The sequence below is a fragment of the Rhizobium rhizogenes NBRC 13257 genome (assembly GCF_000696095.1).
GTDB classification, from domain to species: Bacteria; Pseudomonadota; Alphaproteobacteria; order Rhizobiales; family Rhizobiaceae; genus Rhizobium; species Rhizobium rhizogenes.
The window spans coordinates 190,353-203,970 of sequence record NZ_BAYX01000011.1 but is presented as its reverse complement, the minus strand read 5'-3'; the positions used below and the strand labels follow the sequence as shown (position 1 = coordinate 203,970).

Below are 13,618 nucleotides of genomic sequence, written 5' to 3'. Positions count from 1 at the left end.
AGCCAGCTAGTTCCCGTTCGACGGAGGAGTGCGGCGTGCCCACCGGGACGTTTGCGATAAGGGGAGAGAGAAAACGATGAGACATTTTCGACCGATCAGCATTCTAGCGGCGATGACGATTGCCACATCGGCAATCGCCATGAGCGCCTACGCATCCGAACCGACCGCGCCGCCCGTACCCCCGGTTTTCCCGGCGGAAGGCAAGATCAAATATGTGCCGCGTGACTCCATCCTGGAGTTCAAGGCGCTGCCGGAATATCACGAGCCGGATTGGGTCACCGAGAAGTTCGTGAAAACCGGCAAGCTGCCGCCGGTCAAGGATCGCCTGCCGAAGGAGCCGCTGGTCTACAAGACAGGCAATATGCCTGACGGTATCGGCGTCTATGGCGACACGCTGCGCCACGTCATCGGCGGCCGGCCGGAAGGCTGGAACTATGGTGCCGGCCAGACCCAGGGCTGGGGTGGCATCGATATCGGCCTGTCCGAATGCCTGACGCGCACAGCCCCGCTGTTCCAGGTCGAAGCGAAGGATACCGAGCCGCTGCCGAACCTCGCCAAGGGCTGGGAATGGTCGCCGGACGGCCACAAGCTCACCATGCATCTGATCGAAGGTGCAAAATGGTCTGATGGCGTTCCCTTCAATGCCGATGACATCATGTTCTATTGGGAAGATGAGGTCATTGACCCGAATGTTTCGCCGCTCGGCGGCGGCGCGTCGCCCGAGGCTTTCGGCGAGGGGACGACGCTCAGGAAGGTCGATGATTATACGATCGAGTGGACCTTCAAGGACGCCTTCCCGAAGCAGTATCTCTATACGATGGCCTATCCGAATTTCTGCCCAGGCCCATCGCATATCCTGAAGCCGCAGCATCCGAAATATTCAAAGAACACCTACAACCAGTTCAAGAACGCCTTCCCGCCGGAATTCATGAACATGCCGGTCATGGGTGGCTGGGTGCCGGTCGAGTACCGCTCCGACGATATCATCGTCATGCGCCGCAATCCCTATTACTGGAAGGTCGACGAGAAGGGCAATCAGCTGCCTTACCTCAACGAACTGCATTACAAGCTCTCGACCTGGGCGGATCGCGACGTGCAGGCGGTTGCCGGTTCCGGCGACCTCTCAAACCTGGAGCAGCCGGAAAACTTCGTCGCCTCGCTAAAGCGCGCCGCCCAGCCGGAGGCCCCGTCGCGTCTCGCCTTCGGACCGCGCCTCATCGGCTATAACCTCCAGATGAACTTCTCCGCCAATGGTTGGGGTACTCCGGATGCGCGCGGACAAGCCGTTCGCGAGCTGAACCGCAACGAGGACTTCCGCAAGGCCGTCACCATGGCGCTCGACCGCAAGGCGATCGGCGACTCCCTGGTCAAGGGGCCGTTCACGGCCATCTATCCGGGCGGCCTGTCATCCGGCACCAGCTTCTATGACCGCGCATCCACCGTCTATTATCCGTTCGACCTCACTGGCGCGAAGGCGGAGCTGGCAAAGGCCGGTCTCAAGGACACCGACGGCGATGGTATCGTCAACTTTCCGGCAGGCACGGCCGGCGGCAAGAATGTTGAAGTCACCCTGCTGGTCAACAACGACTACACTACCGACAAGAGCCTTGCCGAAGGTGTCGTCAGCCAGATGGAGAAGCTCGGAATTCGCGTCATCATCAATGCGCTCGATGGCCCGAAGCGCGACGATGCCAACTACAGCGGCCGCTTCGACTGGATGGTCCGTCGTAACAGCACCGAACTGGCCTCGGTGGTGCAGAACACCGAACAGCTTGCGCCGGTCGGTCCACGCACGAGCTGGAACCACCGTGCGCCGGAAAGCGGCGAACTGGACCTGATGCCTTTTGAGAAGGAGATGGTCGACGTCGTCAACAAGTTCACGACCTCGAAGGATAACGACGAGCGCGTAGCCCTGATGAAACAGTACCAGAAGCTCTCGACCGGGCATCTCTACAATATCGGCCTGACGGAATATCCGGGCGCGCTCATCATCAACAAGCGCTTCTCGAACGTTCCTCCGGGTACGCCGATCTTCATGTTCAACTGGGCCGAGGACTCGATCATCCGCGAGCGTCTGTGGGTCGCGGCCGACAAGCAGGGCAAATATGAGCTGTTCCCGCAGCAGCTTCCGGGCGCCCCCGGCAGCGCCGGCCCGATCAACTGATCACGGTTGCCGGCGCGAATGCCGGCACTGGGCCAACATCAAGAATTCCGGCTGCATTGCGGTGCAGCCGGGCAAAGTTGAACACAGCCGGCCCGTGCGATCCCGAGGGGATGCAGACCGCCGGCGGCAACAAGAGAAGCGAACCGTTCCATGTTGCGATTCCTGCTCATGCGTATAGCCTCAGCCATACCGGTGCTCCTGATCCTGAGCGTGGTGACTTTCGCCATCATTCAGGCACCGCCCGGAGACTATGCCGACTATATCCGCTCGCAATTGATGAACCAGGGCGGCGCCTCCTTTGCTCAGGCCGACGCCCAGGCGCAGGCCTATCGCCAGGAGCATGGGCTCGATAAGCCGATCGTCGTGCAGTATTTCAACTGGATCGGCGGCATCGTCACGAGGGGCGATTTCGGCTACAGCATGTTCTACAACAAACCTGTCGCCGACGTCGTCGGCGAGCGCCTGCCGCGGACCCTGGCGCTCGCCCTTGTTTGCCATATCCTGGCTTCCATCCTCGGTATCGGCTTCGGCATATGGGCAGCGACGCGACAATATAGCTGGATCGACAGCCTGCTGTCCGGTATCTCCTTCCTCGGCATGACGGTGCCGCGCTTCCTGATGGCGCTGATCATCGTCTATATCCTAGTCTTCCAGCTCAACGTCTCGGAGATCGGCAGCTTCTATTCGCCGCAATATGGTGGCGCGCCCTGGTCGTGGGACAAGTTCGTCGATCTCGTCAAGCATGTTTGGCCCGTCGTGGCGATCGCCACCTTCGGTGGGCTCGCCTACAATATGCGCGTGATGCGCGGCAATCTGCTCGACACGCTGAATGCGCAATATGTCGAGACCGCGCGCGCCAAAGGCCTGTCAGGCAGTGCCGTCGTCATGCGCCATGCCGTGCCGAATGCGCTCCATCCGCTCGTCATGTATCAGGGCGTGGTGCTGCCCTACATGCTGACAGGCGAGATCGAGACCGCCATCATCTTCGCGCTGCCGACCGTGGGGCCGGCGATCGTCGGTTCCATGGCGGTCGGCGACGTCTATGTCACCGCCACCTTCATGCTGGTGCTGTCGGCGACGCTGATCGTCGGCAATATCATCGCCGATGTGCTGCTCGCCCTGCTCGATCCCCGCGTTCGCCAACAAGGAGGGATCCACTGATGCTCGCCTTCAGCACATCCCCGCTGCCGCCCGAACAGAAGATAACGCTGAGAGGCGGCAATGAGAGCTATATCGCGCTCGTCTGGCGTCGCCTGAAGCGCTCCTGGACCGGCATGGGCGGCCTGATCCTCGTGATCCTGCTGCTCCTGATGGCGCTCTTTGCCGAGTTCATTTCACCCGACGATCCCAAGGCGACCGATACCGGCTTTGCGCCGCCGCAGGTTATCAGCTTTCACGACAAGGATGGTAATTTCGTCTTCCAGCCGCGCGTCTATGCGCTGGCCGAGACCGACGAGCTCGATCCCGTCACCTTCCAGCCGGTGGTCGGGCCGGACTACAATAATCCCCGCCCCCTCGGCTTCTTCGTCAAGGGAGCTCCCTACAAGCTGTTCGGGCTGATCCCCGGCGACAGGCATCTCTTCGGTTCGACCGATGGGCAGCCGGTGCATTTTCTCGGTACCGACAAGTTCGGCCGCGACGTCCTCTCCCGCGCCATCTACGGTTCGCGCATCTCCTTGATGATCGCGTTGACCGTCGTCTTTATCGTCACGGTTGTCGGCACGACGGTGGGCATGGTGTCCGGCTATTTCGGCGGCGCCTTCGACACCTGGGTCCAGCGTTTCGTCGAGCTTGTACTCGCTTTTCCGCAGTTGCCGCTCTATCTGGCGCTGACGTCGCTCATCCCGGTGACGGCGCCGACGAATGTCTTCCTCGCCTTCGTCATCGTCGTCATGTCGGCGCTCGGCTGGGCGCAGATGTCGCGTGAGGTGCGCGGCAAGACCATGTCTCTGGCCAGAATAGATTATGTTCGCGCCGCCATGGCCGTTGGGGCGACCGACCGGCGCATCATCCTGCAGCACATCTTTCCGAATGTCATGAGCCACGTCATCGTCGCCGTGACGCTGGCAATCCCCAGCGTGGTGTTGCTCGAATCCTTTCTTGGTTTTCTCGGCTTTGCGGTCAAGCCGCCGCTGATCTCCTGGGGACTAATGTTGCAGGACACGTCCACCTATTCGGTCATCGGCTCCTATCCCTGGATCCTCTCGCCCGTCGCTTTCGTGCTCGTCACCGTCTTTGCGTTCAATGCGCTCGGCGACGGCTTGCGCGACGCGATCGACCCCTATTGAGAGGAGACGGATCATGGCCCTCACGCTCGTCAACCCCTTCGCTCCCGACATCAGGCTCGATGCCGCCGGCAAAACAGTGTCGCCCGTCATCGACGCCCGCAATGTTGCGGTCAAATTCAAGGTCGAGGACGGTATCGTCGATGCCGTCAAGGACATCTCCTTCCAGCTCTATCGCGGCGAAACCGTCGCCATCGTCGGAGAATCCGGCTCGGGAAAATCGGTGACCGCCCGCACGATCATGGGGCTGCTCACCAAGCGCGCCGTGGTCTCGGAAAAGTCGAGCGTCAACTATGACGGCAAGAATGTGCTGAAATTTTCCGAACGCGCCCGGCGGCAGTTGCGTGGTGACCGCATCTCGATGATCTTCCAGGAACCGATGAGCTCGCTCAACCCGATCTACACGATCGGCGGCCAGATCGTCGAAGCTATCCGCGTGCACCGAAAGGTCAGTCGGCGCGAGGCGGAAAAGCGGGCACTTGAATTGCTGAAGCAAGTCCAGATTCCCGACCCCGAGGCCCGGCTTCGGCAATATCCGCACCAGCTCTCCGGTGGTCAGCGCCAACGCGTGATGATCGCCATGGCGCTCGCCAATGATCCGGACGTGCTGATTGCCGATGAGCCGACGACCGCGCTCGACGTGACCGTGCAGGCGCAGATCCTTAATCTGATCCGCAACCTGCAAAAGCAGCTTGGCATGGCGGTGATCCTGATCACCCATGACCTGACCGTCGTCCGGCAGTTCTCCGATTATGTCTATGTCATGCAGCATGGCGAGATGCGCGAGCACAATACGACGGAAGAGCTCTTCGCCCATCCGCAGCATCCTTATACGCGGCATCTGCTTGCCTCCGAGCCGCGAGGGCAGGCAAAGCCGCTGCCGCCGGATTGCGGCACCATCCTCGAGGGCAAGTCCGTGAAGGTCGCCTTCATGCTGCGCCATGGCGGTCTGTTCAAGCCGGATCTGCGCGAGCTTGTCGCCGTCGGTGGTCTGAGCCTGGAGCTTCGCCGCCACGAAACGCTGGGCCTTGTCGGCGAATCCGGCTCCGGCAAGACCACGTTTGGGCAGGCGCTGCTGCGGCTGATCGATGCCGATAGCGGCGAGATCTATTTCGACGGTCAGGCGATCCAAGGCCGCTCACGTGCCGAGATGCGGCCGCTGCGCTCACGTATGCAAGTCGTTTTCCAGGATCCATTCTCCTCGCTCAACCCGCGCATGACCATCGGCCAGATCATTTCCGAGGGGCTGGTGGTCAACAATATCGGCGCCAACAAGGCCGAGCGGTTGGAGCGGGTGAAGGAGGCGCTGGTGAGCGCCGGCATGCCTTCGAATATCCTGTCACGCTTCCCGCATGAATTTTCCGGCGGCCAGCGCCAGCGCATCGCCATTGCCCGCGCCATCGCGCTCGAACCGGAATTCATTCTGCTCGACGAGCCGACCTCGGCGCTCGACCTCTCCGTACAGGCCCAGATCATCGACCTCCTGCGCAAGCTGCAGGACGAGCGGGGCCTGAGTTACCTTTTCATTTCGCACGACCTCAAGGTTGTCCGCGCCCTTTGCCATCGCGTCATCGTCATGCAGCATGGCAAGATCGTGGAAGAGGGGCCGGTCGATGACGTTCTTTCCCATCCCAAGACCGCTTACACCGAACGCCTCGTCAAAGCGGCGTTCGAGGTAGCTTCCTAGCATTCAGGAGATTTTACATGACAGGCAATCCCAAGATCACCTTTATCGGCGCTGGTTCCACCGTCTTCATGAAGAACATCATCGGCGATGTTCTGCAGCGTCCGGCGCTTTCCGGCGCAAGATTCGCACTGATGGATAAAAACGCGGAGCGGCTGGAAGAAAGCGCTATCGTCGTGCGCAAGCTTGCCTCGACGCTTGGCGCACCGGCCACGGTCGAAACCTTTACCGATCAGCGCAAGGCGCTGGACGGCGCCCATTTCGTCGTCGTCGCCTTCCAGATCGGCGGTTATGAGCCCTGCACGGTGACCGATTTCGAAGTGCCGAAGAAATACGGCCTGCGCCAGACGATTGCCGATACGCTTGGCGTCGGCGGCATCATGCGCGGTCTGCGCACCGTGCCGCATCTCTGGAAGATTTGCGAGGACATGCTCGCCGTCTGCCCCGAGGCGGTGATGCTGCAATATGTCAACCCGATGGCGATCAACACCTGGGCGATCGCCGAGAAATACCCCACGATCAAGCAGGTCGGCCTTTGCCACTCGGTACAGGGCACGGCGATGGAACTGGCCAACGATCTCGATATTCCCTACAACGAAATCCGCTACCGCTCGGCCGGCATCAACCATATGGCCTTCTACCTGAAATTCGAGCATCGCCAGCCGGATGGGTCCTACCGCGACCTCTATCCGGATCTCGTGCGCGGCTATCGCGAGGGACGTGCGCCAAAACCCGGCTGGAACCCGCGCTGCCCGAATAAGGTGCGCTATGAAATGTTGACCCGGCTTGGCTATTTCGTCACGGAAAGCTCGGAGCATTTTGCCGAATACACGCCCTATTTCATCAAGGAGGGCCGCGAGGACCTGATCGAGAAATTCGGCATTCCACTCGATGAATATCCGAAGCGCTGCATCGAGCAGATTGCGCGCTGGAAGAACCAGGCCGAGGAATATCGCAGTGCCGACAAGATCGAGGTCACGCAATCGAAGGAATACGCCTCCTCGATCATCAACTCGGTTTGGACCGGCGAGCCCTCGGTCATCTACGGCAATGTCCGCAACAATGGCTGCATCACCTCGCTACCCTTTAATTGCGCGGCCGAGGTTCCTTGCCTGGTCGATGCCTCCGGCATCCAGCCGACCTTCATCGGCGATCTGCCGCCGCAACTGACCGCGCTCATCCGCACGAACATAAATGTACAGGAATTGACGGTTCAGGCCTTGATGACTGAGAACCGTGAGCACATTTACCACGCGGCAATGATGGACCCGCATACGGCCGCCGAGCTCGATCTCGATCAGATCTGGTCGCTTACCGACGATCTGCTGGCCGCGCACGGCGACTGGTTGCCGGAATGGGCGCGCGGCGCCCGCAAGGTTCAGGCCGCCTGAAACCACTCTCTCCCGGTTTTTGCGGCCGGAAGGGCCCCGCAGCATCGCTGCGGGGCCTTGCCTCTTTAGCCTTCCCGAAGAAGGTGAAAATCCAAAACCCTCTATTTTCCAAACCGATATCGGATGGAAAAGCCGATCCGACTGCGCTAGAAACGACGGCACATCTTGGGAGAGAGCAAAGACATGGCCAGTTTGGATATCTTCAGCACCGGAACCTTCGTCGGACGTGTATGGCGTCCGGATGTGAAGGGGCCGGCCCTTGTCGTCGTCCGTGACGGTGCGCTTTACGACATCACCTCAAAGGACGGGCCGACCATGCGCGACCTGTTGGAAAAGGATGATCCGGTTGGTTTTGTCCGCGCGCAAAAGGGCGAATCCATTGCCAGGCTCGATGATCTCCTCGCCGCCAAGGCCGACAACTCGGCCGTCCATCTTCTCGCTCCCATCGACCTGCAGGCGATCAAGGCCTGCGGCGTCACCTTTGCCCGATCGATGCTCGAACGCGTCATCGAGGAGCGTGCCGCCGGCAACCCGGATCTCGCGGAATCGATCCGCGGCAAGGTGACGGCCCTGATCGGTGACAGCCTGCGCAATCTGAAGGCCGGCTCACCGGAGGCCGCCAAGGTCAAGGCGGCGTTGATCGAAGAGGGTGTCTGGTCGCAATATCTCGAGGTTGGCATCGGCCCGGATGCCGAGGTCTTCTCTAAGTCGCAGGTCATGTCCTCGATGGGGCCGGGCGCCGATGTCGGTCTGCATCCGATCTCGAAGTGGAACAATCCTGAGCCGGAAATCGTGCTCGCCGTCGACAGCAAGGGCCGCGTCAGGGGTGCGACGCTCGGCAACGACGTCAACCTGCGCGATGTCGAAGGACGCTCGGCGCTGCTGCTCGGCAAAGCGAAGGACAACAACGCCTCCTGCTCGATCGGGCCATTCATCCGCCTGTTCGACGAGACCTATACGCTCGATGATGTGCGCAATGCCGATCTCGACCTCAAGGTCGAAGGCGAGGACGGTTATGTCCTGCACGGCCGCTCCTCGATGAAGGAAATCAGCCGCGATCCGCTCGATCTCGTCTCCCAGACGATTGGCCGTCATCATCAATATCCCGATGGTTTCGTGCTGTTCATGGGTACGCTCTTTGCCCCAGTGGAGGATCGCGATACGCCGGGGCAGGGCTTTACCCACAAGATCGGCGACATCGTCACCATTTCCAACGACAGGCTCGGAGCGCTCAGAAACCGCGTGCTGCTGTCGACGGAATGCACGCCCTGGACCTTCGGTGTGTCGCATCTGATGCGCAATCTGGCTGGGCGTGGGCTGATTTGATGGGGGCATGAAGAGGGCCTTGGCGGGGCGAGCTTTTCGCCCTTTGGCAGTCCCGTTCAATCGAATGCGTCATGGTCCGCAAAGGCGGCCATGGTGCCTCACTGCATTACGGATACTCCGGCTTCCGCCGCCGCCTTGATCAGTGCTTCGCGCGCGGCGCTTGGGTGGACTGTACCCATCATCGCGTCGAGGCATACTTTTATCGCGCTGAGATACTCTTCGCCGTCTTCAATCGGCCAATGTTCCAGCAGCGTCTTGGTGGCGGACTGTACCGAATCGATACGCCGATATTCTCCGGCGCCCTCCATCACCAGTGTCACGGCAGGGAAAAGCCGCAAAGTGTCCCGTTTCAAAACGCATTACCTCCAAAGCACACATACTTTGATAACCATTGCAAAATGCGTTCCGGATAGAGCGTCGAGATCATCAATTTACACCGGGCCTGTAGCGTCTGCGGAGAGGTAGGCAAAAGAACGGCACAATCGGCTGCGAAATGTGCCCACTGACTTTGTTGTTCGAGCCCTTATGGGGCCGATAGGATCTGCTGCCGGAGTACTGCTTCAGCTCGCGCAGTCACGATCCAGACGGACGCCAAAAGTTCTACTCTGGAAGCGTCTCCCAGTGCGGCGAGGGTTTTCCGCAAGAGGGGCTCGGCAGTTGCCCGAAGAGCGGGATTTTCACGAACGATTTTTCCGAGCGACCCCACTTTCAGAAGCACCCAACTCATCGCGTCCAGATCCCCACTGGACACCTTCTCATCGTGCGATTGGATGACGATCTCTTCGAACCCGGCAGCCTCAAGGATACCGCGAATGTATTCGGGGTCGGCAAAGCTGAAGGAGCTCTCATCGACAGACGACTGTAACCCCGCCGCTGAGAGCGGGAGGTGATCCAATTCGTTATCCTCCAGGGAGCGCCAGCAAGTAAATGCCAGCGTGCCTGACGGTCTGAGAATTCGACGGAAATTGGCAAAGGCGGCGACCGGATCGTCGAAGCTCATGACGCCGAAGCGAGAGAACACGGCATCCGTACTCTCGGACGACAGATCCAGGGACTGAGCGTCTGCCTGGATCAACCTCACCTGGCTGAGCGGTTCGGTTCTCCGACTGGCGATTTCGAGAAGCAACGGGGCTACGTCCACCCCGATCACCCGGCCTTCTGCTCCGACACGCTCGGCAAGTTGCAGAAGGGTTTGCCCAGCGCCACATCCTATATCGAGAATAATGTCCCCAGCCCCAAGATCCAGCGTTTCGATGGCTCTCAGCCCCAAGGGAGAAAGTTGAAGGTCAATTAGCTCATACGCCTCTGCCCACGCCTTTGCGTGGAGGAGAGCAGGAGACGAAATATCAGCTGAACCTTGATCTGGCATTGGAATCCATAGCAGGCGCGACAAGCCGCATCCCATCGCGCCCGCATGGGACTTGCGGCATAGGATCTGTTCTTCGGATGAGGACTTGGCGCAGCCTCAAAAGGTAAGGGCGGAGTTCGATCTCAATGCGTCGACATCGAATGCGGCTGCTGCTGACGGCTACGCGCGGCGGTGAGTTCGGAGGTGGTGTGATTGAGGCGGTCGGCGAGGACGCGCATGATTTCGACGGCCATTTCGGGGAAATCGCTGAGCAGCTTCAGGAAGTGTTCCTTGCTGATCTTCAGAGCCTCCAATCGCGACGTCGCCTTGACGGTGGCGGTACGAGAGACATCGCAGAGAATAGCGATCTCGCCGACGATGGAGTTGACGTCGACTTCGGCGACCTTGATCTCACCGGCGGGGCTATCGACAAGAATATCAGCAGTTCCTGAAAGAACAACGTAGGCCGCGTCGCCCTGATCGCCCTGATGAAACAGCGCCTGGCCGGCATTATAGCTGACGCGGTCCGAGGTGAATGCCAACAACTTCAATTTCGCGGGTGCGATGCGCGCAAAAATCGGCACCCGTTTCAGCATTTCAACTTCGTCCTTCAGAAGCATGAGCTTCAAATCCCCGGTTTCAGGCCCCAGATATCCCCGCGCAATAGGATATTACGATAACAGTTCTTTGAACATCCCGTTTTTTTCTAAAAGATCGGTCGTTGTGCCACTTTCAACCAGGCTGCCGTGGTTGAAGACCAGAACGCGATCGAACAGCTCGGCAAAATTCGGGTTGGACAGCACCCAGATGAGTGCCGGCTTATCCGCGCTCCTGTCGAGCTCGGTCAGGATAGCCCGGAGGATCTGATCCTGGATACGATGGTCGAGCGCCGGCAGCGGGCGGTTGCAGATGATGTAGTCGGCCCGCTTCAGCAGAGCACGGCCGAGATTGAGCTTCTGCCGTTGCACATTGGTCAGCCGCTTGCCGCCGGAGCCGACGTCGAAATCCAGCCCGATCGAGAGCACGCTGTCCTGCATGCCGAGGCGTTCGAACACGTCGTACATGATGGTGTGGATGCGCTCCGGCGCATTCGCCTGCTGGTGCGCGATCCTGCCGAACAGCACATTGTCCATCAATGTCGCCGAGGCGGTGAAACGCTCGGGATCGTAGCGCTCGATCACCTCGGCAAGATCGGCCGGGATATGCTCGTAGAACTTGATGCGCGTCGTGACGATCTTCTCCATCAGCGTCTGGGTCAACAGACCGAAACGGTGGCGGGGTTCGATATAGGAGAAGCTCAGGCGGATGATGGCTGCTCGTTCGTCAGGCGAAGCGGCCGAAAAACCCTTGCCGTTCAGCTTCTGCAGCAGCGCCTCGTAGGTCGGAATATCTTCCGGCGTCATGAAGGTCAGCTGCTGGAAGAAGGGATGATCCGGCGGCAGGTCGGTGAAGAGTTCGACGGCATTCTCGGCGATTTCCAGGCCCATGTCGTAGAGATCGGTATTGAGGCCGGTCTGCGTGAACAGCTGCTGGAAATAGGGGTGCGCGGCGAGCTTCCGGTTGGTCATCTGCGGCCGCTTCAGCGTGCCGAACAGCAGGTTTTCACCGACTGTCGCCTGCGGATTATAGGCATCGAATTCAAAGGGTACGACAAGCCCTTCGAGATTTTCCTCCTTCAGTCTGAGCCGCAGCGCCTGGCGCAGCTCGACGATGCGCGAGGTGAGATCCTCATGAGCTTCCGTATCGACGTTCGAGCGCAGCGCCATGTCGAGGATGTCCTGGGACATGGCCACGACATCGAGAACGGGACGAATGACGGCATAGATATCGTTCGGACCTGTCGCGCCGGCGGCCGCATAATCGACCCAGTCGCTGTTAAGGTCCAGCTCCGGATTACCGGCACGACGCGCCTCGATCATCTGCCATTTGAGCTTGTTGGCCGACTTCTCGTCATAAGCGACTGCGGTCAGTGGTGCATGCTTCAGGCCGTAGAGAAGATTGCTGCGCAGCGTGCCGTGGAAGAAGAACGTATCCGACGAAGCATAGGCGATGCGCCGTCCCGTCAGCGATTCCGGCAATTCCAGCAGGTCACGTCCGTCAATGGTGGTACGGCCCGTATCCGGCCGGACCAACCTGCCTAGCGCCTCGGCAAGATATTCGCCACCGGCGCCGCTTTCGCCGACGATCGCCACCGTCTCGCCGGGATTGATCTCGACGGAGACGTGATCCAGCACGCGGGCGCCGCTGTCATCGACCACGGTGATATTGGTGGCGACCAGAGGATGGGTGATGCGGCCGGCAGGGGCGGGTGAGACAAGCTGGATTTTCGGATCGATCAGCCCGTCGACGCTGAACTGCTCGACCACCTGATTGTATTTGACCTGAACATCCTGGCGCGACTGATCCCAGTCGATCAGTTCCTTCAGCGGCCCCGGCAGGTCCTTATAGGCATTGATGACGGCAACGAGTTGGCCGATATCGAGCCGGCCCTGCAGCGCCAGAAAACCGCCGATCGAATAAAATAGGAAGGGTGTCACCTGGGCGAGGAAGTTGTTGATGAATTTCACCATGAACTTCCACTGGTAGAGGTCGTAGCGGATCGAGAAGATCAGCCCGAGACGCGCCGCGATGTCGGCGCGCTCCAGATTGGAGGTGTCGTTGGCATGGATCGTGCCGATACCCTCGACGATTTCGCCGACGCGGCCGGACAATTCGCGTGCCGTCAATTGCCTCTGGCGTCCGAGCTCGAGCAACCGCTTGCGCATGCGCGGAATGACGATCGCCTGTACCGCGACGATGGCGGCGGCGATCATGCCCAGCCAGAAATTCTGCATGATGATGAAGATGAGCGCAGTCAGCGCCTGGCCGCCAAGCAGGGCGGGCTGCACGAAAGCGTCACCGGTGAAGCCGCCCATCGGCTCCACCTCGTCCTTGATCATGGTGGCGATCTCAGCCGGCTTCACCCGCTTGAAATGCGCCGGCGGAAAACGCAGCACGCGGTCGATCAGCTCGAAGCGGATGCGACGCAGCATGCGTTCGCCAAGCCGGCCCTTATAGGTATTGATGTAGAGCTTGAAGAGGCCGTTGAGGACGACAAGCGCCAGGAACACCAGGCTGAGTGCGATCAGCATCCAGAAGCGGGTGAGATGCAGGCCCTCGAATACTTCGACATGCCCGATCAGGGGCAGGTCGAAGGCGATATGCATGAAGGTCTGAGTGTCGCCGGGATGCTCGAAACCCTTGCCCTGGATAGGCCCGTTGACGATCTGCTTCGGCAAGTCGAAAGACAGAAAGTACGGGATCATCGAAGCAGCGACGATCGTCAGTATCCAAATCTGCTCCAGCCGGGTATTCGACCAGATGTAACGCGCTAGGCTTTTTTCCATCGCTTATTGCATGCTTCCAAATTCAACAGTCTTC

The 13,618-nt window shown here is 60.0% G+C and carries 10 protein-coding genes; 6 read left to right on the top strand and 4 right to left on the bottom strand.

What is annotated here, in order from left to right:
• Positions 1 to 76 precede the first annotated feature (76 nt).
• The 6 genes from RRH01S_RS23715 (at position 77) to RRH01S_RS23690 (ending at position 8,850) form a co-directional block, all read left to right on the top strand.
• Positions 77 to 2,164 (top strand): ABC transporter substrate-binding protein, encoded by a 2,088-nt coding sequence (locus tag RRH01S_RS23715; protein WP_034515995.1) that lies wholly within the window; start codon positions 77 to 79, stop codon positions 2,162 to 2,164.
• A 150-nt stretch (positions 2,165 to 2,314) separates the two neighbouring features.
• A complete protein-coding gene (locus RRH01S_RS23710) occupies positions 2,315 to 3,325 on the top strand; it encodes an ABC transporter permease (RefSeq protein ID WP_034515996.1) in 1,011 nt (336 codons plus the stop codon).
• Positions 3,325 to 4,452 (top strand): ABC transporter permease, encoded by a 1,128-nt coding sequence (locus tag RRH01S_RS23705; RefSeq protein WP_034515997.1) that lies wholly within the window; start codon positions 3,325 to 3,327, stop codon positions 4,450 to 4,452. The genes RRH01S_RS23710 and RRH01S_RS23705 overlap by 1 nt, the downstream gene beginning before the upstream one ends.
• Before the next feature lie 13 nt (positions 4,453 to 4,465).
• Positions 4,466 to 6,136, top strand: a complete 1,671-nt coding sequence (locus RRH01S_RS23700; protein ID WP_007691881.1) for an ABC transporter ATP-binding protein — start codon at positions 4,466 to 4,468, stop codon at positions 6,134 to 6,136.
• 17 nt (positions 6,137 to 6,153) lie between these two features.
• Positions 6,154 to 7,524: an alpha-glucosidase/alpha-galactosidase gene (locus tag RRH01S_RS23695; RefSeq protein WP_034515998.1), complete on the top strand. Its 1,371-nt coding sequence runs from the start codon at positions 6,154 to 6,156 to the stop codon at positions 7,522 to 7,524.
• Positions 7,525 to 7,707: 183 nt separating this feature from the next.
• Positions 7,708 to 8,850, top strand: coding sequence for a fumarylacetoacetate hydrolase family protein (locus RRH01S_RS23690; protein WP_034515999.1), 1,143 nt, complete (start codon positions 7,708 to 7,710; stop codon positions 8,848 to 8,850).
• A 98-nt stretch (positions 8,851 to 8,948) separates the two neighbouring features.
• Here the strand turns inward: RRH01S_RS23690 and RRH01S_RS23685 are convergent, their stop codons facing one another.
• The 4 genes from RRH01S_RS23685 to RRH01S_RS23670 all read right to left on the bottom strand — a co-directional run bounded on the left by RRH01S_RS23685 (position 8,949) and on the right by RRH01S_RS23670 (position 13,584).
• Positions 8,949 to 9,203, bottom strand: a complete 255-nt coding sequence (locus RRH01S_RS23685; protein WP_007691878.1) for a DUF982 domain-containing protein — start codon at positions 9,201 to 9,203, stop codon at positions 8,949 to 8,951.
• A gap of 170 nt (positions 9,204 to 9,373) precedes the next feature.
• A complete protein-coding gene (locus tag RRH01S_RS23680) occupies positions 9,374 to 10,243 on the bottom strand; it encodes a class I SAM-dependent methyltransferase (protein WP_234711720.1) in 870 nt (289 codons plus the stop codon).
• Between the two features lie 98 nt (positions 10,244 to 10,341).
• The gene (locus RRH01S_RS23675) at positions 10,342 to 10,818 is read right to left on the bottom strand and encodes a cyclic nucleotide-binding domain-containing protein (RefSeq protein ID WP_007691876.1); all 477 of its coding nucleotides are present in this window, start codon (positions 10,816 to 10,818) and stop codon (positions 10,342 to 10,344) included.
• Positions 10,819 to 10,869: 51 nt separating this feature from the next.
• Entirely contained in the window at positions 10,870 to 13,584 is a 2,715-nt protein-coding gene (locus RRH01S_RS23670; RefSeq protein WP_007691875.1) for an ABC transporter ATP-binding protein, read from the bottom strand.
• Between the last annotated feature and the right edge of the window lie 34 nt (positions 13,585 to 13,618).

Excerpts from the sequence above, each read along its gene's own strand:
- RRH01S_RS23690 (WP_034515999.1), top strand. The coding sequence starts at position 7,708 with ATGGCCAGTTTGGATATCTTCAGCACCGGAACCTTCGTCGGACGTGTA.
- RRH01S_RS23710 (WP_034515996.1), top strand. The coding sequence starts at position 2,315 with ATGTTGCGATTCCTGCTCATGCGTATAGCCTCAGCCATACCGGTGCTC.
- RRH01S_RS23705 (WP_034515997.1), top strand. The coding sequence starts at position 3,325 with ATGCTCGCCTTCAGCACATCCCCGCTGCCGCCCGAACAGAAGATAACG.
- RRH01S_RS23700 (WP_007691881.1), top strand. The coding sequence starts at position 4,466 with ATGGCCCTCACGCTCGTCAACCCCTTCGCTCCCGACATCAGGCTCGAT.
- RRH01S_RS23715 (WP_034515995.1), top strand. The coding sequence starts at position 77 with ATGAGACATTTTCGACCGATCAGCATTCTAGCGGCGATGACGATTGCC.
- RRH01S_RS23695 (WP_034515998.1), top strand. The coding sequence starts at position 6,154 with ATGACAGGCAATCCCAAGATCACCTTTATCGGCGCTGGTTCCACCGTC.
- RRH01S_RS23675 (WP_007691876.1), bottom strand. The coding sequence starts at position 10,818 with ATGCTTCTGAAGGACGAAGTTGAAATGCTGAAACGGGTGCCGATTTTT.
- RRH01S_RS23670 (WP_007691875.1), bottom strand. The coding sequence starts at position 13,584 with ATGGAAAAAAGCCTAGCGCGTTACATCTGGTCGAATACCCGGCTGGAG.